The following is an 18,356-nucleotide window of genomic DNA, read 5'->3' as shown; positions in this document are numbered from 1 at the left end:
AATCGATGAACCGTTAAGCATTGCGCGGACAGAGTGTGGCCCGGATCGTTTCGATGCCCGGCCGGTTTCATCATGCGCATTTCCCTCAAGGCTGCCCTGGTGGGCTCGTTCAGCCTGATCGCCATCGCCGCCTCCGTTCAAGGCGGGATCAGTATCGTCAAGCTGTCGCGCATCGACCGCGACGTCCGCAGCATCGCCGATAATTGGCTGCCATCGGTGGGATTGCTCGGCGACATCAGCACGGCGACACGGGACGAGCGGGTGAAGACCTACCGCTACGTCGCCGCCTCCGACACCGAACAGCGGCTCGCCGAGAACGAGAAGAGCGTGCGGGCGAGCCAGGCGGCACTGGTGGCGTTGCGGCGGGCCTACGAGCCGCTGATCGCCTCTACCGAGGAGCGCGCGCTCTACGAGCGGTTCTCCACGACCTGGGCGACCTACAACCAGCGCGTGGAGGAGATCGTCGCCCTGATGCGGGCGGGCCGCCGGTCCGACGCGCTGGCGCTGCTGGCCGGCCCCGAGACCCTCGGCCTCGCCCAGGCGGCGACCAAGGTGCTGCAGGAGAACCTCGCCCTCAACAAGCAGGGCGCCCGGACGAATGTCGACGATGCCGTCGGCAGCGCGGCGTCCGCCGCCGCCACCGCCTGGATCGCCATGGCGGTGACGCTGCTCGCCGCCCTCGCCGCCGCCCTGTTCGGCTGGTTCGGCATCTCCCGGCCGATCGAGCGCATGACCGGAGCGATGGGCTCCCTCGCGGCAGGGGATGCGACGGTGGCCGTCCCGGGGCGTGGGCGCCGGGACGAGATCGGCGCCATGGCCGCAGCGGTCCAGGTGTTCAAGGACAACCTGCTCCGCACCCGAGCATTGGAGGAGGAAACGCAGGCCGCCCGCGCCGGCGCCGAAGCGCAGCGGCGGACCGCCCGCCACGCCATGGCGGACGCGTTTCAACGGGCAGTGGGCGGCATCGTCGACGGAGTCACCGCCGCCGCGACCGAGTTGCAGGCCACGGCCCAGCAATTGACCGCCACCGCGCGCCAGACCGCCGGGCAATCCGGCACGGTCGCCACGGCGGCGGAGGAGGCCGCGGGCAATGTCGGCACCGTCGCCGCGGCGGCCGAGGAGCTCGGCGCCTCGGTGCAGGAGATCGGCCGGCAGGTCGACGGCTCGGCGTCCCTGGCGCAGGCAGCGGTGGACGAGGCCGGGCAAACCGCGACCCTCGTGCGCGACCTCTCGGAGGCCGCCGCGCGGATCGGCGACGTGGTGGCGATGATCTCGACCATCGCCGGCCAGACCAACCTGCTGGCCTTGAACGCCACCATCGAGGCGGCCCGTGCCGGCGAGGCAGGGCGCGGCTTCGCCGTGGTCGCGGCGGAGGTGAAGGAGCTGGCCAACCAGACCGCGCGGGCGACCGAGGAGATCTCGGCCCAGATCGCTCGCATCCAGGGGGCGACGGGGCAGGCGGTCGGGGCGATCGACAGCATCGCCGGCCGCATCCGCGAGATCAGCGGCGTCGCGACCGGCATCGCCGCGGCGGTGGAGGAGCAGGGGGCGGCCACCCAGGAGATCGTCCGCAACGTCTCCCAGGCGGCCTCCGGCACCGAGGCGGTCACGCGCACCATCACCGGCGTGGCAGACGCGGCGGAGGAGACCGGCGCGGCGGCCGCCCAGGTGCTCGCCTCCGCGACCGAGCTGTCGCGCCAGTCCGAGCATCTCTCGGCGGAAGTCGCCCGCTTCCTCGACACGGTCCGCGCGGCTTAGATCCTGGTCTCCATGACAGTCCTCATGGAGTCACTGCGCCAGCAGCCTCGAAGCAGCCCGCGACGCTTCTCACGGCTTGGGAATGCCCTGGGATCGACCGTTCCGGGGTGCTTCGAGGCCGAGCGGACGCTCGGTTCCTCGGCATGAGGATTGTGGGACCGGCCCGGCAAGGGAGTTCAAACAGGCTCTGAGGGCGCTCTCCGACTGAGGCCTCCGGGCTCCGTGAAAGCGCGGTTTTCTCCTCAAGGGAAAATGGGTTCAGGCCGGATCGTAGGTGCCGCTTCGTCCGAAGAGGCGGTGCCATAGGCCCCCGACAATGGCCGACTTGTCGATGTCACGGATGTCCTGCGAGTACTGGCCGGTATAGAGCCGGACGATCATCGCGTCGCGGCAATCGCCCTCGAGGGCGTAGGAGAAGCTGACGCAGACCGGTCCGCGCCGCTTGCCGGGCGTCACGCTCGCGACCTTGCCTTCGAGATGCGGGAAGCGCTCCATCTCGATCCAGATCCGGTCGCCGGGACGCAGGCCAGGATCCGTGGTGAAGGAGGCAACGCCCCGATCCAGTGACAGGCTGGCGATCCGCGCATCGAAGGTTCGGTCCGCGGCCACGATTCGGGCCGGCTCATCGGTTGCGAAACTGTCGAGCAGCGGGCGGGACTTCTCGAAGCAGATCAGCGCCGCGACCAAGAGGACGAGGATGTTGAGGGCGGCCCAATAGGCCGAGACGATCGAGAACTCACCCTCGCCGATGCGCGACCATTCCGGCACGATGTTGATGACAAGGCCAAGCGCCGTCACAGCGATCCAGAAGGCGATCGAGAAGAAGGTGTAGGCGTCGAAGGCGTTCTCCTCGTTGCCGCTGCCCTTCGGCGTGACGCGGAACGGGACACCGAACGGCTTGATCACGCTGGACACCACGACGGGCAGCATGCGGAAGGTCGCGAAGGTGCCGACCGCGCTCGACACCAGAGGCAGGTAGCGCGTCGGCGTCAGCCAGCCCATCAGCAGGAAGTAGGCCGTGAGCACCGGCAACTGATAGGTGACGATGTCCTGCGTGCCGGTGAAGTACAGGGGCGCGGCGCCGGTCCAGAGGTAGACGGCGGGCACGACGAGGATCACGAACCGCGTCGTGTACTGCATCAGCCACGACAGGGGCAGGAACATCACCCGCTGGAACAGGTTCAGGCCCGGGCCGCGCAACGGCCCGTTATGCAGATAGATCGTCTGGATGCCGCCGCGGCACCAGCGGCCCCGCTGGACGAAGTAGCCCTTCAGGTTCTCCGCCGCGAGGCCCATCGACAGGCGCTCGTTCAGGTAACGGGTCTTGTAGCCCTTGTTGAGCATGGCGAGGGTCGTGAGCAGATCCTCGGTGATCGAATCGTGCGGGAAGCCGCCGATCACGTCGAGCGCCGCGCGGCGGGCGATCGAGCAGGAGCCGCAGCAGAAGCTCACGTCCCAGGCATCGCGGCTCGCGGCCATCTCATCGAAGAACAGCCGCTGCTCGTCGGGCCAGACTTTTTCGAGCGAGAGGTTCGACTGGACCGGATCCTTGTTGAAGAAATGTTGCGGCGTTTGAACGATACCGATCGTCGGATCCATGAAGAAGGGCAGCGTCCGGCGCAGAAAATTGCGGTAGGGCACGAAGTCCGCATCGAAGATCGCGATGAAGTCGCCCGATGAGACTTTGAGGCCGTTGTTCATGTTGCCGGCCTTGGCGTGAGAATTATCCGGCCGGGTGACGTGGATCGCCCCCTTCTCCTCGCAATACGCCTTCAGCCAGTCGCGCCGCTTGTCGTCGAGGACGTAGACCTTGAACTTGTCCCGCGGGTAATCGAGGGCGAGAGCGCCGACGATGGTCCGCTCCAGCACGTCCAGGGGCTCGTTATAGGTCGGGATGAAGACATCGACCGTCGGCAAGTCCGCCTTTGGACGCGCGAAGAAGGTCCGTTCGGACTGGCTCGCCTCGGTGCTCCGGTCGACCGAGCGGCTCATCACGACGAGGAAGAGCAGGATGTCGGCGAAGGCGCCGAGTTCCACGCAGAAGACCGTCCAGGTCCAGATGAACGCGAAGCTTCCATCGACCGGATGCGGCAGCACGGTGTGAAAGAAGCGCCAGAGCAGGTAGCGCACGGCCACCGCGAGAACGAAGAGGCAGGCAACGCTCCGCGCCCAGGTTTTCTGCCGCGGCCAATTCGTCACAAAGATAAAGAAAAAAGCTCCAACGAGGAACGTCGGAGCGAGAGGAGCGAGCTCCAGATCTAGGAGATACTGAACCACAGGCTCTTCATCCAATTGACGATCGGCAGAATCACTGTAGATCTTTCGAACCGCACTTGTACGGTGCGACCCACATGGCAGAAGTTCTCGTAGTCGGTTTGCATCGCGTTCTGCTCGAGGATCAGCCGGATGCGGGCATTCTTGCCCCTGCTCTTCGGCGGGATGGCCGCGAGCGTCACCTCCTCCACCGCCGCACTCGCGCCGCGCACGGAGTTCACGCGTCCGGCGATGATGTCCGAGGTTCCGAGGAGGCGCACTTCTGCGGGATCGCCGGGCTTGATCTGGTCGTAATCGACCTCGTCGAGCAGGATGTCGACGAAGAGATCCCGGCAGTCGAGCAGGCGGGTCAGTTCATTGCCGACAACCACGTTCGAGCCGCCGACGACGTTGTTGCGCCAGATCACGCCACGGAACGGGAGCCTTATGGAGGCATTCGATAGCCTGTCGTTTCGAGCGCGCTCGATGAGAAGCTGCTTTTCCAGAAGCTGAACACGCGCTCGTTCGAGCTTGGCCTGCGCCTCGACATTGGCGAGCTGGATCGTGACCTCGTCTCCGCGTTGTTGCGAGTAGGGCACGTCATTGCGGCCCTCACCCACGAAGGTGCCGCGTTTCAGGGCATCGAGCTGCTGGCTGAGCCTGTCGAGTTCAGCCTTGGCGATCGTGCCCTCGTTGCCGGAGGCAATGGCCGCAGCCCGCGCCGCCTCGACCGAACTGTTCGCGACCACACCTGTCGCGCCGAGCGTCTGCTTGCGGCTGAGATCGGCCTCTGCGGAGACACGGTTGGCCTGAGCCGTGCTGATCCGCTGCTGGCGGATGATGATCTCCTGCTGGATGCTTTGCAGGCTCGCCTTCTGGTAGTCGCCGAGCCGGGTGGAAAGCTCCTTCTTGAGAGCCGTGAGCTGACCGATCTGTGCGTCCAGCGCCTTCAGGCGCTCGCGCGCCGCGCCGAGATCGGCATCGAGCTGCGCCTCCGCCGTGCGGGCAATGCGATCGTTCGTGATCTGGAAGAGCTCTGCGTCCTCCGGCAGCGCGGTCCCGACCTTGGGAGGCGTATCGGAAACGACCCCCTCGATCGGCGCCGACAGCACAGCGAAACGTGCATTCACGGTGCCATCGAGACTAGTATATCCCGTGAGCCCCGGCAGAACGACAATGATCGCGATGGATAAAAGAGATAAGCCGACAAGAATGCGGATAATACGCGTGTTCCAAAACATGCTCCATCATCCTGACGCGGCGTCTCAGCGCCTTTGGCTCCCCAGGCAATTAGCCCAAAAAAGTCAGATGGATTTCTTGGGCTACAGTCGCGAGAACCCTCGATAAGGCAATTCGGATCCTTAGATTCGCAGGAATGTTGCGTCTTTTCTCAGCGAGATCGCTCCGCCATCACCTCCGCAGCTGTCGCGTATGGACAGCCCGCCGGGGACGGCCGTCGGAACCTTGCGGACTTGCTTTGGTCCATCGCTTCGGCGCGGCCTGGGAGGATCCGCTGGAGCCCGCCCAGCAGGCTCTGCGAAGGCCCGAACAGGGCCGGCATCGGCCGCTTACCGGGCCGAGCGGATCGGGGTTCGCGCTCGGATCAGGCCCGAAACCCCTCGAACACCATCTGGTCGGCATGCTCGGCGGCGAGCGCCCGCTGCGCCTCGGTCCGCACGGTCCAGGTCATCACCGGCATGGCGCCGAGGCGGCGGCAGAGATAGGGCACCGGGCCCGGCAGGTCGTCGACGCGCCAGGACAGGAAATGCGGGCGGCTCACATGGAGATGGAGCAGGCCCGACAGCTCGGCCCGCATCGTCGGCGAGAGCTTGGCATAGGCGGGATCGTCCTGGCTCGCCTCCGCGACGATGCCGCGGGGGATGTCGGGGGCGATCTCCGCGAGGGTGGCGACAAGGACCGGATCGAAGGATTTGAGGGCGACCGGCGCCTCGAAACCGGCAACGATGGCGGCGGCGCGGCGGGTGAGCCGCCGGTCGCCGTCGAAGCGCGACTTGATCTCGACGATCACCGGCACGCGGCCCGCGATCCGGCCGAGGAACTCCGCCAGGGTCGGGATGCGCTCCCGGGTGCCGGCGATGGCGAGGCTCCCGAGGTCGGCGGCCGTGCGGGATTCCACCGGGTCGGTGGCCTCGGTCAGCCGCCCGAGCGCGGCGTCGTGGAACACCATCGCCTCGCCGTCGGCGCTGAGCTGCACGTCGCACTCGATGGCGTAGCCGCCGGCGATGGCGGCCTCGGCCGCCGCCAGGGTGTTTTCCGGAATGCCGGAGGCGCGGTCGTGCAGGCCGCGATGGGCGATCGGACGGGCGGTCAGCCAGTCCGGCGCCCGGCGCGTTTCGCCGCTCACGCGACCTCGAACAGGGCTTCGACCTCGACGGCGGCGTCGAGGGGCAGTTCGGCGACGCCCACCGTCGAGCGGGCATGCCGGCCGCGGTCGCCCAGCACCGCGACCATCAGATCCGAGGCGCCGTTCATCACAGGAGCGAGGGCGGCGAAGCTCGGCACCGCGTTGATGAAGCCGCCGAGCCGCACGCATTGCACCACGCCGCGGTCGAGATCGCCCACCGCCGCCTGGACCTGGGCCAGGACGTTGAGGGCGCAGAGGCGGGCCGCCGCCACGCCCTGCTCCGGCGAGACCTCGGCGCCGAGCTTGCCCTTGTGGGCGGGGTCGAGGGTGCCGTCCGGCCCGAAGCAGATCTGGCCGGAGATGACGACCATGTTGCCGCTGCGCACGAAGGGCACGTAGTTCGCCACCGGCGCCGCCGCCTTCGGCAGCACGAGGCCGAGGGCCTCCAGACGTTCCTTGACCGAGTTCATCGCCGTCGCCTCCCGAAGTGGTGATGCCGGCAGGCTCTGAGCACGGGGGCGGGGCGACTCGCAAGGGGTGCGCCGCCCCGCGCTCACTCCGCCATCGCGGCGCCCCGGGGCGCCGAGGCCGGCTCCGGTCCGGGGAAGACGTAGCGCAGATCGGCATGGGCGACGGTCGCCGGGCGGTGGGCGACGATCACCCGGGTCATCCTCAGCTCCTTGAGGGCGGCGGCGATCACCGCCTCGGTCGGCTCGTCGAGGGCGCTGGTGGCCTCGTCGAGGAACAGGATCTCCGGGCGCCGGTAGAGGGCGCGGGCCAGGATCACCCGCTGGCGCTGGCCGCCGGACAGGGTCGAGCCCATGTCGCCGACCAGCGTCTCGAAGCCCATCGGCGTGCGGACGATGTCGTCGAGGATCGCGGCGCGGGCGGCGCATTCGCGGATCCAGCCGAGATCGGGCCGCTCATCGAAGCCGGCGATGTTCTCGGCGATCGAGCCGGCGAACAGCCCGTCGTCCTGCATCACCCCGGCGATGCGGGCGCGATAGGCGGCCAAGCCCCCGGCGCGGATGTCGCGTCCCTCGACCAGCACCGCGCCCTCGGTCGGGGGCAGCAGGCCCATCAGGATCTTCATCACGCTGCTCTTGCCGCAGCCCGAGGGGCCGGTGATGGCGAGGCTCGCCCCCGGCGGCACCTCCAGGCCGAGATTGCGGAACACCCAGGGCTCGTCGTCGCCGTAACGCAGCGACAGGCCGACCGCCCGCAGGGCCGCCCCCCGGACCGGCTCGCGCGCTCCGGCGGGAAGGATCGCCGGGGCGGGGACCGGCGCCTCGCCGGCGGCGAGAGACGGGGTGAGCGGGGCGGCGGCCTCCTCCGGCTCGGTCATCACGATGTCCGAGAGCCGGTCGGTCTGCACGTTGAGCATGCGCAGCTGGAAGCCGGACTGGATCAGGTTGCCGATGCGGGTCGAGAACTGGTCGCGATAGGCCAGGAAGGCGACCAGCATGCCGAGCGTCATCGACTGGTCGATCACCGCGCGGGCCCCGAGCACGAGCAGGATCAGCCGGTCGGCCCCGAACAGGAACTCGTTGCCGCGCCCGAACACGAGGTCGAGCCGCTGCAGCCGCAGCCGGGCGTTCAGCGCCTGCACGAACTGGTTCATCCAGGTGCCGCGGCGGCGCTCGCGCAGGTTCAGGAGCTTGACGCTCGCCATGCCGCGCACGGTCTCGATGAAGTGGCTCTGCTGGCGCGCCTCGGCGACGATCGCCTCCTCGGTCCCCTCGCGATAGGCCTTGTAGGCGACGATGCGCAGGCCCGCGTTGAGCGCGGTGGCGGCGAGCGCCACCAAAGCGAGCCAGCCGCCGTAGAGGAACAGCATGATCAGCATGCCGGCCGACATGAGCCCGTCGAGCAGGGCCTGGACCAGATCGGTGGTGATGCCCTTCTGGATCGTGGCGAGGGTGCCGAAGCGGGAGATCACGTCGCCGACATGCCGCTTCTGGAAATAGTCGAGCGGCAGCCGGGACAGGTGGTCGAACAGCGAGCCCGACCATTGATAGTTCAGGTTCGTGCCGGTGAGCATGATCGCCCAGGTGCGGGCGATGCCGAGCCCCAGTTGCAGCACCAGCAGCAGGGCGAGACCGAGGCCCACCACCAGCAGCAGGTCGAGGTCGCCGTTCACGATCACCTCGTCGATGACGATCTGCGAGGCGATCGGCATCAGGATCGCGACCAGCTCGATGCCGAGCGACAGGACCAGGATCTGCGCCATGGCCGAGCGGATGCTGGCCATGCCCCGGAACAGGTCGGACAGGGCGAGGCCCTGCACCGCCTTCTCCCGCACGAAGCTCTGGTTCGGCACCACCTCCAGCGCCACGCCGGTGAATTCGCGGGAGGCTTCGGCGAGGCTCAGGGTCCGGCGCCCGCGGGCGGGATCGTGGATCACGATCTCCCGGCGCCGCACCGCCGCCAGCACGACGAAATGGTTGAGGCCCCAATGCAGGATGCAGGGCAGGCGCAGGCGGCCGAGATCGGTCATCTCGACCCGCAGAGCCCGCGTGGTCAGGCCCATGCTGCCCGACAGGTCCATCAGGTTCCTGAGCGTCATGCCCTTCAGGGAGAGGGTATGGCGGGCGCGCAGGGTGCCGAGATCGACCTGACGGCCGTGATGGCTCAGCACCATGGCGAGGCAGGCCATGCCGCACTCGGCCGCCTCCGCCTGGAGCAGGACCGGCAGCCGCCGCCGGAAGCCGAATTGCAGATCCGACAGCACGCTCATCGGCCGCCTCCTTCCGTGACGAGATCGACGCTGCGCTTGACGTGGTAGAGGGGGTCGAGGAGCCAGCGATAGAGCGCGCGCTTCTCGAGCGCGATGTCGGCCTCGACCCGCATGCCGGCCTCCAGCCGCCGCGGCTCGCCATAGGCCGTCACGCTGTCCTCGTCCGGCCGCACCACGATGCGGTACACGCCGCCGTTTCCGGCCGTCCTGGCCGCGTTGCGGGCCGCCTCCGGCTGGGCACCGCCATCGCCCTCCAGCGGGGCGCGGGTCACCTCCGTCACGACGCCCCGGTGCAGGCCGAAGCGCTGGAACGGGAAGGCGGCGTAGCGCAGCATCACGCTCGCCCCCGGCTCGACGAAGCCGATGGCCGAGGAATCGACGAAGAGGTTGGCCTGCATCCGCCCGTCGCTCGGCAGCAGGGTCAGCAGGTTCGCCCCCGCCGCCACCGTCTGCCCGGCCTGGGCGCGGATCGAGGTGAGGATGCCGCGCTCGGGCGCGCGCACCTCGATGGCGCGGCGGGCCTCGCTCTCGGCCCGCTGCTGTTCGAGCTGGGCGGCGCTGCGGTCGAGTTCGGCGAGATCGCGGGCCAGGGTCTCGTCGAAGGTCGCGAGCTTGGCCCTCAGCTCGCCGAGCTTGCCCTCGATCTGGAGCGCGCCCTGGCGGAACTGCGCCAGCTGCGAGCTGGCCTGGAGGTAGAGGTAGTTCTGGCTCTGGAAATCCGCCGCGCGGGCGAAGCCCCGGGTCACGAGGTCGGCGAGTTCGTCGGCGCGGGCCTTGAGGGGAGGCACCAGCTTGTCCTGGAGCAGGACCTGCTCCTCGATCCGGGCGCGCTGCGCCTCCAGATTGGCGATCTGGTCCTTGAGCCCCGCCTTCTCGGCCTCGGCCATGGCGGCGCGGGCCGCCCGCTGGCGCTCGACGCTCTCCCGCTGGAGGGCGAGCTGGGCGATCACCCGCTCCTGGGTCGGGCCGCTCGCCGAGACGGCGTCGAGATCGATGGTGAAGAGGAGCTGGCCGCGCTCGACCCGGTCGCCCTCCTTCACGCCCGAGGCGCTGACCCGGCCGGCAAGCGGGCTCGCCACGGTGATGAGCCCGATATCCGGGGCGAGCATGCCCTCGGCATGGACGCGGCGGGTGTAGCTGCCGAGCCAGGCAAACAGGCCGACCAGAACGACGAAGACGAGGCAGAGACCGACCACGAGGCGGATCGCCAGGGGCTGCACCACCTGGGCCTCGCCGAGCCAGGCACTTTTGCGCGCTTCGACGACCTCGCGTCGGAACAGGGGAGCATTCACCGGAGCCCTCTCCTTATCAGCGACAGTCCGACACTCTGCGATATTCTGACGCACACAAATGATAATACGGAATAATTACAACCTTTTACGTAGGCGTCCACGGACATCGACCGGCACAGCGTCGCCGAGGTCAATTTTTGCTCACTGTCCGGCGCCGCTCCGTGGAATCGGATACCGCCGCGCTGAGCCGCCTAGGAAGGGCCGCCGCCCGCCATGCTCCTCGGCGCGCCATCCCCACGCCATCCGTCGGCAGCGCAGAAAGGCAAAATCTGTTCATTCGTCGCTTCCCATGTCGTCCGGCCACGAACGTCGGACCGGGCCCGGCTTGCCTGCCGGAATAATATCCATACCTTATCCAACAGAGCGGCGCATCGGCGCGGCTCTTATGTCAAAGGAAGACAGAAATATAGAACGATCTTCCAGTATCGTTCGGACAAAGGAGAAAACCATGCAGCAGAACATTGACACCATTCGCGAGCTGAACGCTGCGGAGCTGGATCAGGTCGGCGGCGGTCTGTCTCTCGGTCTCGGTCTGGAGCTCGATCTCAGCAAGGAACTCGGTGCCGTGTCCGGTGTCGTCGATCAGGTCGGCGGCCTCGTCGGCGGCACGCTCGACAAGGTGCTCGGCGCCGTAGGCGGCCTGCTCGGCGGCTTGCTCGGCAAGTAACCAAGTCAGGTCGCCGGACCGAGCCGTCCGGCAAGAATGGGCGTCCCGCGCCTCTCCCGGCACTGACCCGCCCCTCGCCCGATGGGGGCGGCGCAGCGGGAGCCTCGTGAAAGACGGGACGCTCATCTCCCGCGGAAACGGCCGATCCGGCCGCTTCCGCGGGGCGCTCCGGCAAGGAACGGGTGAGGGAGCGGGAACAGCCTGCGATCCGATCCGTTTCATTCGGTCGGCCCTCAAGCGTCAGCATTGGCCGCGCGCCTCGAAGGCGCGCGGCGAAGCAGGATCATCGGGCAAGGATCATGAAACGCGCCGTCGAAGCGCGTCAGCGTCAGGGAGAACGAAGCGGGAGATGAGCGTTCCGTTCGTCAACGCCTCCGTCCAGGGCGAGTTGAGCGCACCGCCCGACGTGATCTTCGGCCAGATTCCGGCCAGCGGCCTCGACGGCATCGCCTTTATCGATTTCGCCTACGGCTCCCCCGGCCACAGCACACACCGCGTCGATGGCCTCCTCATCGGCACTTGGCACGGCGTCCGGCAGACCCGGCTGACCTTCAGCGGCGGCTGCCCCGCCGACGGCGAGCAATGCGACGAACGGACGGGCGAGGCCTTCGTCCTGCGCGGACCCGGCTATGCCGGCAGCACGCTCTGGAGCGGGCAATGCCGTGGCCGCTACCTCGCCTTCATGCCCGCCGCGGTGGAGCGGATGATCGAGGCGCCCCTGTCACAGGCCCGGATTCCCTCGATCACCTGCGACCTCACCGAGCGGATGACCGTCTTCCACCTCCTCGCCGCTCTTGGGCAGGAGGCGTGCGGTCAGGACAGGGCCGCGGACGCGCTTCTGGTCGACAGCGTCGCGCTCGCTGTGTTGCGGACCTCCGGCGCCCTGTCGGCGACCGGCCCCCGCCGGAACGCGGCGCTCAATCCCCGTCAGGCCCGGCGGGTACGCGACCTCGTCGCCGAGCGGATCGGCACCCCGCTCTCGCTCGGCGAGATGGCGGAGGCGGTGGGCCTGAGCGAGGGCTATTTCGTCCGCGCCTTCAAGGGCAGCTTCGGCGTGACGCCGTACCAATACGTCCTGCGCGAGCGGGTGACCCTGGCCCAGTCGCTGATCCGCTCCGGCACCGTCTCCTTGAGCGAGGCGGCGGCCCGCGCCGGCTTCCCGGATGCACGGCGCATGGGGCGGACCTTCCGCAAGATCGTCGGACGCTCGCCGACCGGAGCGACGCGGCTGCAACGGGCTTGAGCCCCCGAAGCAGGGGAGGTCGCCCCGTCGTGGGAGCGCGCGACGAGGCCCCGGCTCGGAACCGCCCCCGAGGCGGCCCGCCCGAGATACGGCCCTCGATCAGCGAGGACGACCGGGAGAAGGGCGAAGGTAGAGACTCCCCGAACCATTTGCCGGCTCATGAGAAAGAGCGCCGGAAAAGCCAGGCCGAGATTGACAGAGCGGACCGCTTCCATAGTAATCGCGCCCGTGCCGCCCGCTCCACGAGGCGGCACTTTCTTTTGGATCGCGCCCGAGGAGACGGACCCGCGTGACCTCCGCCCTGCTCCCGACCTATGCCCGCGCCCCGGTCGCCTTCGAGCGAGGGGAGGGCGCATGGCTGGTCGCCGAGAACGGCGACCGCTACCTCGATTTCGGAGCCGGCATCGCCGTCAACGCCCTGGGCCACGCCCATCCCCATCTGGTGGAGGCGCTGACCACGCAGGCGCAGAAGCTCTGGCACACCTCGAACCTGTTCCAGATCCCACAGGGCGAGCGTCTGGGCCAGCGGCTCGTGGACGCGACCTTCGCGGACGTGGCCTTCTTCGCCAATTCCGGCGCGGAGGCCAACGAGGCCGCCATCAAGATGGCGCGCAAGTATCATGCGGCCGACGGACACCCGGAGCGCTACCGCATCGTCACCTTCGAGGGCGCGTTCCATGGGCGCACCCTGGCGACCATCGCCGCCGGAGGTCAGCAGAAATACATCGACGGCTTCGGCCCGAAGGTCGATGGCTTCGACCAGGTGCCGGTCGGTGATTTCGCCGCCCTCGAAGCCGCGATCGGGCCGGAGACCGCCGCCCTGATGATCGAGCCGATCCAGGGCGAGGGCGGCCTGCGGGTGATTCCCGGCGAGATGCTGCGGCGCCTGCGCTCCCTGTGCGATGCGCACGGCCTGCTGCTGATCATGGACGAGGTGCAGACCGGGGTCGGGCGCACCGGCAAGTTCTTCGCCCATGAATGGTCGGGGGTCACCCCGGACATCATGAGCGCGGCCAAGGGCATCGGCGGCGGCTTCCCCCTCGGCGTCTGCCTCGCCACCCGCGAGGCGGCGCGCGGCATGGTGGCCGGCTCCCACGGCACCACCTTCGGCGGCAATCCGCTGGCCATGGCGGTGGGCAATGCCGTGCTCGACGTGGTGCTGGCGCCGGGCTTCCTCGCCCATGTCGAGCATACCGGCCTGCTGCTCACGCAGAAGCTGGCGGAGCTGATCGACCGCCACCCCCATATCTTCTCCGAAATGCGGGGTCAGGGGCTGATGCGGGGCCTCAAGCTCAACCTGCCGAACACCGAATTCACGGCGGCCGCGCGGGCACGGCATTTGCTCGTGATCCCGGCCGGCGACAATGTGATCCGCCTGCTGCCGCCGCTGATCGTCGGCGAGGCGGAGGTGAACGAGGCCGTGGCCCGGCTGGATGCCGCGGCGACCGATCTGGAGGCGCAGATGCGCGGCGCCGCCTGAACGGCTTTCGCGCGGCGCCCACAAGGCGCTGCGCGAGGCCCTCGGAGCGCGGCACCGCGAGCGAAGATATTGAGATGACCACGACCCTGAACGGCAGCGGATCGCATGTCCGCCACTTCCTCGACCTGAAGGATTTCTCCGCCGAGACCCTACGCGGCGTCCTCGATGCCTCCGCCGCCATGAAGCGGGCGAGGGTGAAGGGCAGGCGCGCGGAGGAGCGACCGCTCACCGGCAAGATGCTGGCCATGGTGTTCGACCGGCCCTCGACCCGCACCCGCGTCTCCTTCGACGTGGCGATGCGCGAGCTCGGCGGCGACACCCTGATGCTGACGGGCAAGGAGATGCAGCTCGGCCGCGGCGAGAGCGTGGCCGATACCGCCCGCGTCCTGTCCCGCTTCGTCGATGCGATCGTGATCCGCACCCTCGACCACACGCTGATGGTCGAGCTGGCCGAACATGCCACCGTGCCGGTCATCAACGCCCTGACCAAGGTCTCGCATCCGTGCCAGATCATGGCCGACGTGCTGACCTTCGAGGAGCATCGCGGGCCGATCAAGGGCCGCACCATCGCGTGGTCGGGCGACGCCAACAACGTGCTGGCGAGCTGGGTCCACGCCGCCGCGCGCTTCGACTTCACCCTCAACGTCGCCGCGCCGAACGAGCTGGCGATGCCGCCGGCCCTGGTCGCCTGGGCCGAGCGCGAGGGCGCGCGGGTCAACGCCACCACTGACGCCTACGCGGCGGTGGAGGGAGCGGACGCGGTGGTGACCGATTGCTGGGTCTCCATGGGCGATGACGACGAGCATTTCCGCCACAACCTGCTCTCGCCCTACCGGGTCGATGCGGCGCTGATGGCGCATGCCGCCAAGGACGCGATCTTCCTGCATTGCCTGCCGGCCCATCGCGGCGAAGAGGTCACAGCGGACGTGATCGACGGCCCGCAATCGGTGGTGTTCGACGAGGCGGAGAACCGCCTGCACGCCCAGAAGGGCATCCTGGCCTGGTGCCTGGGCGAAGCGGCCTGACCTCGCACCCGCCGGCCCCCTCTTCCCGTCCCGGGCGGGGGTGCCGGCGGTTCGTCAGCGCAGTTCCGTCACCAGCTCCGTGAGCTGGTCGGCGCAGATTGCCCAGCCTTCGGCAAAGCCCATCTCCTCGTGGCGCCGGCGATCCTCCAAGGTCCAGTGGCGGGCCCGCACCGTGTAGCGGGTGCCGCCGGCCTCGTCGGCGAAGGTGAGGATCACCGTCAGGAACGGCTTGTCGGACGGGATCCAGGCCGAACGATAGGCGTCGGTGACGACGAGGCGCTCGTCGGGCACCACCTCCAGATAGACACCGGTATTGGGCAGGTCCTGCCCGTCGGGACTGCGCATCACGATGCGGCTGGTGCCGCCGGGGCGCAGGTCGAGTTCGGCGACCGGGGTGGTGTAGGGTTTCGGCGCGAACCACGCCTTCAGCAGATCCGGCTCGGTCCAGGCTCGCCAGAGCGCCCGGCGCGGGACCGGGATCAGGCGGGTCAGCACGAGGTCGCGCGGGTCGTCGGCATCGGCCATGATGTGTCTCCCGCTCAGGATCGGGCCGTCCGACCGGGCTGGTTCATCGCCCAGATCACGCCGAACGGGTCGCGCAGCTGCCCGTAGACGTCACCCCAGAACATCGTCTGATAGGGGGTGACCACCTCCGCCCCCGCCGCCACGGCCCGGTCCCACCAGACCGCGATATCTTCGACCGGCAGGAGCAGGCTGAAGGATTGCGGTGCCTGGAGCGGGTGGCCGTATTCGGGAAAGGCATCGCAGAGCATCACCGAGCTGCCGTTCACGATCAGGTGAACATGCATGGTTCGGCCCTGCTCGTCCGGCGGGATGGAGGCGACGATCTCGGCCCCGAAAGCGGCTTTGTAGAACTCCGCCGCCCGGAGGCACCGTCGAGGGTGAGATAGGCAACCACGCCGCCCTTCGGGGGCACGGCCGGACCCGGCTGCGCCGTGTCGCTCGCGCTCATGGTGTCCCTCCCATCCGATTCGCTTTTGCACCGCGTCCGTGAAGGTGCCGCGCGGCGGCGATCCCCGCAAACGCTTTCACAAGTGCCGCAGCGCCCGGCTGGAACGATCCTCTCCCGCTGCCGTTGGCACGCGGCTTTAACAAAGGCTGCCGCGGCGACATCGAAGGGTCGAATCGGACGCCGACAGCGAAAGAAGGTCGCCCCCATGGATCTCGGCATCAGCGGTCGCGTCGCGGTCATCACAGGGGGCGATTCCGGGATGGGCTATGCCAGCGCGGAGTACCTGCTGCGGGAGGGCGTGAAGGTCGTCCTCTCCGACCTGAAGGAGATGGAGCTGCAGGAGGCGGCCCAAAGATTGGCCGCCCTCGGCCCCGTGAAGGCCTGCCAGGCCGACCTCTCCAGCGAGGCCGGCGCGCGCGCGCTGCGCGACTTCGCCGCCACGGCCTTCGGCGAGACGCCGACCATCCTCGTCAACGCCGCCGGCGTCACCGGGGCCACCGGCGATTTCCTGGAGATCGACGACGAGGGCTGGCTCTCGACGATCCAGGCTGACCTGATGGCGGCGGTCCGGGTCGCCCGCGCCTTCCTTCCGGGCATGCGGGAACGGAAATGGGGGCGGATCGTGTTCTTCACCTCCGAGGACGCGGTGCAGCCCTATGTCGAGGAATTGCCCTATTGCGCCGCCAAGGCCGGCCTGATGAATCTCACCAAGGGCCTGTCCAAGGCCTATGGCCCGGACGGCGTGCTGGTGAATTCGGTGGCGCCCGCCTTCGTGGCGACGCCGATGACCGACGCGATGATGGAGAAGCGCGCCGAGGAACTCGGCGTCTCCTTCGAGGAGGCGATCGAGAGCTTCCTGGAGGAGAAGCGCCCGGGCATCGTCGCCAAGCGCCGGGGCCGGGTCGAAGAGGTGGCGGCGGCCGTGGCCTTCCTCTGCTCCGAGCAGGCGAGCTTCATCACCGGCGAGAACCTGCGCGTCGATGGTGGCGCCGTCCTCACCATGGCGGCCTGACGCGATGCGCGACCTCGCCTGCGACGTGGCGGTGATCGGGGCCGGCACCGCCGGCATCGCCGCCCACCGTGCGGCCCTCTCGGCGGGGGCGAAAGCGGTGCTGATCGAGCAGGGGCCCGGCGGCACCACCTGCGCCCGCGTCGGCTGCATGCCCTCGAAACTCCTGATCACCGCCGCCGAAGCCGCCGAGGATGCCCGCGCGGCCCATCGCCTGGGGATCCATGTCGGCGCGGTGCGCGTCGACGGGCCGGCGGTGCTCGCCCGGATGCGGCACTGGCGCGACCGTTTCGTCGGCTCCGTCTTCGAGGGGCTTGAGCAGCTCCCGGACGAGTCGCGCCTGACGGGCCGGGCGGTGTTCGAGGGGCCGGACTGCCTGCGCGTCGACGATCACACCCGCCTGCGCTTCAAGGCGGCGGTGCTGGCGACCGGCTCCAGCCCGAGCGTGCCGGAGCCGCTGCGGGATCTGGGGGAGCGGGTGCTCACCACCGATACCGTGTTCGACATCGAGGATCTGCCCGCCTCCCTCGCCGTGCTCGGCGCCGGCCCGGTCGGGCTGGAACTGGCCCAGGCCATGGCCCGCCTCGGCGTCCGCACCAGCGTGTTCGATCCCGGCGACAGCCTGGGCAGCCTGAGCGACCCGGACCTGAAGGCGGCGGCGCGAGAGATCTTCTCGCAGGCCTTCGACCTGCATCTCGGCGCCAAGGTCGAGCACGCCGCTCCGGACGGGGACGGTGCGCGCCTCGGCTGGAACGGGGAGGGCGGCGCGGGCGAAGGCCGCTTCACCCGCGTGCTCGCCGCCGCGGGTCGTCCGCCGAATGTCCGCGGCCTCGGCCTGGAACGGACCGGCGTCTCGCTCGACGAGACGGGCAGCCCGTCCTACGATTCCCGCTCCCTGCTCTGCGAGGGCGCGCCGATCCTGATCGCCGGGGACGCCAATGCCGACCGCCCGGTGCTGCACGAGGCGAGCCGTCAGGGCCGGATCGCCGGCCGCAACGCCGCCCGCCTCGCGGCGGGGGAGGGGCCGGAGCGGCCGGAGCGTTGGGTCGCGCTCGCCATGGTGTTCAGCCAACCGCAGATCGCGGTGATCGGCGGCGGGTTCTCGCCCGGTTCCGGCCGGATCGTCGGACGCGCCGATTTCTGCGACCAGGGCCGGGCCCAGGTGATGGACCGGGCGCAGGGCGGCATCCGCCTCTATGCCGAGCCGGACGGGCGGCTCACCGGAGCCGAACTGGTCGGCCCGGAGGTGGAGCATCTCGGCCATCTTCTGGCCTATGCCGTCCAGGACGGGCTCGACGTACGGCGTTTCCGCGACCGTCCCTTCTATCATCCGACCCTGGAGGAGGGGCTCGACACGGCCCTGTCCGATCTCGCGGATCGGCTGGATTGAAGAGGTCCGTTTCAGGATGGCGACAGCCCCGTTCAGACGCCGATCCGACCTCCGACGCCCGGACCTGAAGGAGCCCGCACAGTATCGCGGGAATTGTATGATTTCAGACAAAGCCAGCCTGCACCAATCACTTGGCTCTCCTCATTTCGCAGACCACAAAGGAA

At 69.0% G+C, this 18,356-nt stretch carries 14 protein-coding genes and 1 pseudogene; 7 read left to right on the top strand and 8 right to left on the bottom strand.

The genetic code is table 11. The features are described 5' to 3' along the window. The first annotated feature begins 72 nt into the window (after positions 1-72). Positions 73-1,758: a methyl-accepting chemotaxis protein gene (locus MZTS_RS05050; RefSeq protein ID WP_192282288.1), complete on the top strand. Its 1,686-nt coding sequence runs from the start codon at positions 73-75 to the stop codon at positions 1,756-1,758. Between the two features lie 258 nt (positions 1,759-2,016). On the opposite strand, the gene MZTS_RS05045 is transcribed toward MZTS_RS05050, so the two are convergent. The 6 genes from MZTS_RS05045 to MZTS_RS05020 form a co-directional block, all read right to left on the bottom strand. Further along, positions 2,017-4,035, bottom strand: a complete 2,019-nt coding sequence (locus MZTS_RS05045) for a glycosyltransferase (RefSeq protein WP_192282307.1) — start codon at positions 4,033-4,035, stop codon at positions 2,017-2,019. Beyond that, the gene (locus tag MZTS_RS05040; RefSeq protein ID WP_192282286.1) at positions 4,017-5,252 is read right to left on the bottom strand and encodes an HlyD family secretion protein; all 1,236 of its coding nucleotides are present in this window, start codon (positions 5,250-5,252) and stop codon (positions 4,017-4,019) included. The genes MZTS_RS05045 and MZTS_RS05040 overlap by 19 nt, the downstream gene beginning before the upstream one ends. A gap of 362 nt (positions 5,253-5,614) precedes the next feature. Further along, on the bottom strand, positions 5,615-6,376 hold the full coding sequence (locus MZTS_RS05035) for a glycerophosphodiester phosphodiesterase family protein (protein ID WP_192282284.1): 762 nt from the start codon (positions 6,374-6,376) through the stop codon (positions 5,615-5,617). After that, complete coding sequence (locus MZTS_RS05030) at positions 6,373-6,846, bottom strand: RidA family protein (RefSeq protein ID WP_192282282.1); 474 nt, start codon at positions 6,844-6,846, stop codon at positions 6,373-6,375. Before MZTS_RS05030 ends, MZTS_RS05035 begins: the two co-directional genes overlap by 4 nt. 83 nt (positions 6,847-6,929) lie before the next feature. After that, entirely contained in the window at positions 6,930-9,113 is a 2,184-nt protein-coding gene (locus MZTS_RS05025; RefSeq protein ID WP_192282280.1) for a peptidase domain-containing ABC transporter, read from the bottom strand. Next, positions 9,110-10,405 carry an HlyD family secretion protein gene (locus tag MZTS_RS05020; RefSeq protein WP_192282277.1) on the bottom strand — a complete coding sequence of 432 codons (1,296 nt, stop codon included), beginning with the start codon at positions 10,403-10,405 and terminating at the stop codon, positions 9,110-9,112. The genes MZTS_RS05025 and MZTS_RS05020 overlap by 4 nt, the downstream gene beginning before the upstream one ends. A gap of 448 nt (positions 10,406-10,853) precedes the next feature. Here MZTS_RS05020 and MZTS_RS05015 point away from each other — a divergent pair, with 448 nt between their 5' ends. From MZTS_RS05015 to argF, 4 genes are all read left to right on the top strand, one after another. After that, the gene (locus MZTS_RS05015) at positions 10,854-11,072 is read left to right on the top strand and encodes a hypothetical protein (RefSeq protein ID WP_192282275.1); all 219 of its coding nucleotides are present in this window, start codon (positions 10,854-10,856) and stop codon (positions 11,070-11,072) included. A gap of 349 nt (positions 11,073-11,421) precedes the next feature. Further along, complete coding sequence (locus MZTS_RS05010; RefSeq protein WP_009866615.1) at positions 11,422-12,315, top strand: helix-turn-helix domain-containing protein; 894 nt, start codon at positions 11,422-11,424, stop codon at positions 12,313-12,315. Positions 12,316-12,604: 289 nt separating this feature from the next. Next, positions 12,605-13,795 (top strand): acetylornithine transaminase, encoded by a 1,191-nt coding sequence (locus MZTS_RS05005; protein ID WP_192282273.1) that lies wholly within the window; start codon positions 12,605-12,607, stop codon positions 13,793-13,795. Positions 13,796-13,869: 74 nt separating this feature from the next. After that, entirely contained in the window at positions 13,870-14,820 is a 951-nt protein-coding gene (gene argF, locus MZTS_RS05000; protein ID WP_009866892.1) for an ornithine carbamoyltransferase, read from the top strand. Between the two features lie 54 nt (positions 14,821-14,874). Here the strand turns inward: argF and MZTS_RS04995 are convergent, their stop codons facing one another. Then, positions 14,875-15,345 carry an SRPBCC family protein gene (locus tag MZTS_RS04995; RefSeq protein WP_009866891.1) on the bottom strand — a complete coding sequence of 157 codons (471 nt, stop codon included), beginning with the start codon at positions 15,343-15,345 and terminating at the stop codon, positions 14,875-14,877. Positions 15,346-15,359: 14 nt separating this feature from the next. Next, positions 15,360-15,793 (bottom strand): annotated as a pseudogene (locus MZTS_RS04990) (VOC family protein). Between the two features lie 205 nt (positions 15,794-15,998). Here MZTS_RS04990 and MZTS_RS04985 point away from each other — a divergent pair. After that, positions 15,999-16,805: an SDR family NAD(P)-dependent oxidoreductase gene (locus MZTS_RS04985; protein ID WP_192282271.1), complete on the top strand. Its 807-nt coding sequence runs from the start codon at positions 15,999-16,001 to the stop codon at positions 16,803-16,805. A 4-nt stretch (positions 16,806-16,809) separates the two neighbouring features. Next, positions 16,810-18,192, top strand: coding sequence for a dihydrolipoyl dehydrogenase (locus MZTS_RS04980; protein WP_192282269.1), 1,383 nt, complete (start codon positions 16,810-16,812; stop codon positions 18,190-18,192). Positions 18,193-18,356 lie beyond the last annotated feature (164 nt).

Source organism: Methylorubrum zatmanii (assembly GCF_014845115.1).
GTDB lineage: Bacteria > Pseudomonadota > Alphaproteobacteria > Rhizobiales > Beijerinckiaceae > Methylobacterium > Methylobacterium zatmanii.
The sequence above is the reverse complement of the archived record's forward strand: the minus strand, read 5'-3'. Positions and strand labels throughout refer to the sequence as shown.

Excerpts from the sequence above, each read along its gene's own strand:
- MZTS_RS05030 (WP_192282282.1), bottom strand. The coding sequence starts at position 6,846 with ATGAACTCGGTCAAGGAACGTCTGGAGGCCCTCGGCCTCGTGCTGCCG.
- MZTS_RS04985 (WP_192282271.1), top strand. The coding sequence starts at position 15,999 with ATGGATCTCGGCATCAGCGGTCGCGTCGCGGTCATCACAGGGGGCGAT.
- argF (WP_009866892.1), top strand. The coding sequence starts at position 13,870 with ATGACCACGACCCTGAACGGCAGCGGATCGCATGTCCGCCACTTCCTC.
- MZTS_RS05025 (WP_192282280.1), bottom strand. The coding sequence starts at position 9,113 with ATGAGCGTGCTGTCGGATCTGCAATTCGGCTTCCGGCGGCGGCTGCCG.
- MZTS_RS05050 (WP_192282288.1), top strand. The coding sequence starts at position 73 with ATGCGCATTTCCCTCAAGGCTGCCCTGGTGGGCTCGTTCAGCCTGATC.
- MZTS_RS05015 (WP_192282275.1), top strand. The coding sequence starts at position 10,854 with ATGCAGCAGAACATTGACACCATTCGCGAGCTGAACGCTGCGGAGCTG.
- MZTS_RS04995 (WP_009866891.1), bottom strand. The coding sequence starts at position 15,345 with ATGGCCGATGCCGACGACCCGCGCGACCTCGTGCTGACCCGCCTGATC.
- MZTS_RS04980 (WP_192282269.1), top strand. The coding sequence starts at position 16,810 with ATGCGCGACCTCGCCTGCGACGTGGCGGTGATCGGGGCCGGCACCGCC.
- MZTS_RS05040 (WP_192282286.1), bottom strand. The coding sequence starts at position 5,252 with ATGTTTTGGAACACGCGTATTATCCGCATTCTTGTCGGCTTATCTCTT.
- MZTS_RS05010 (WP_009866615.1), top strand. The coding sequence starts at position 11,422 with ATGAGCGTTCCGTTCGTCAACGCCTCCGTCCAGGGCGAGTTGAGCGCA.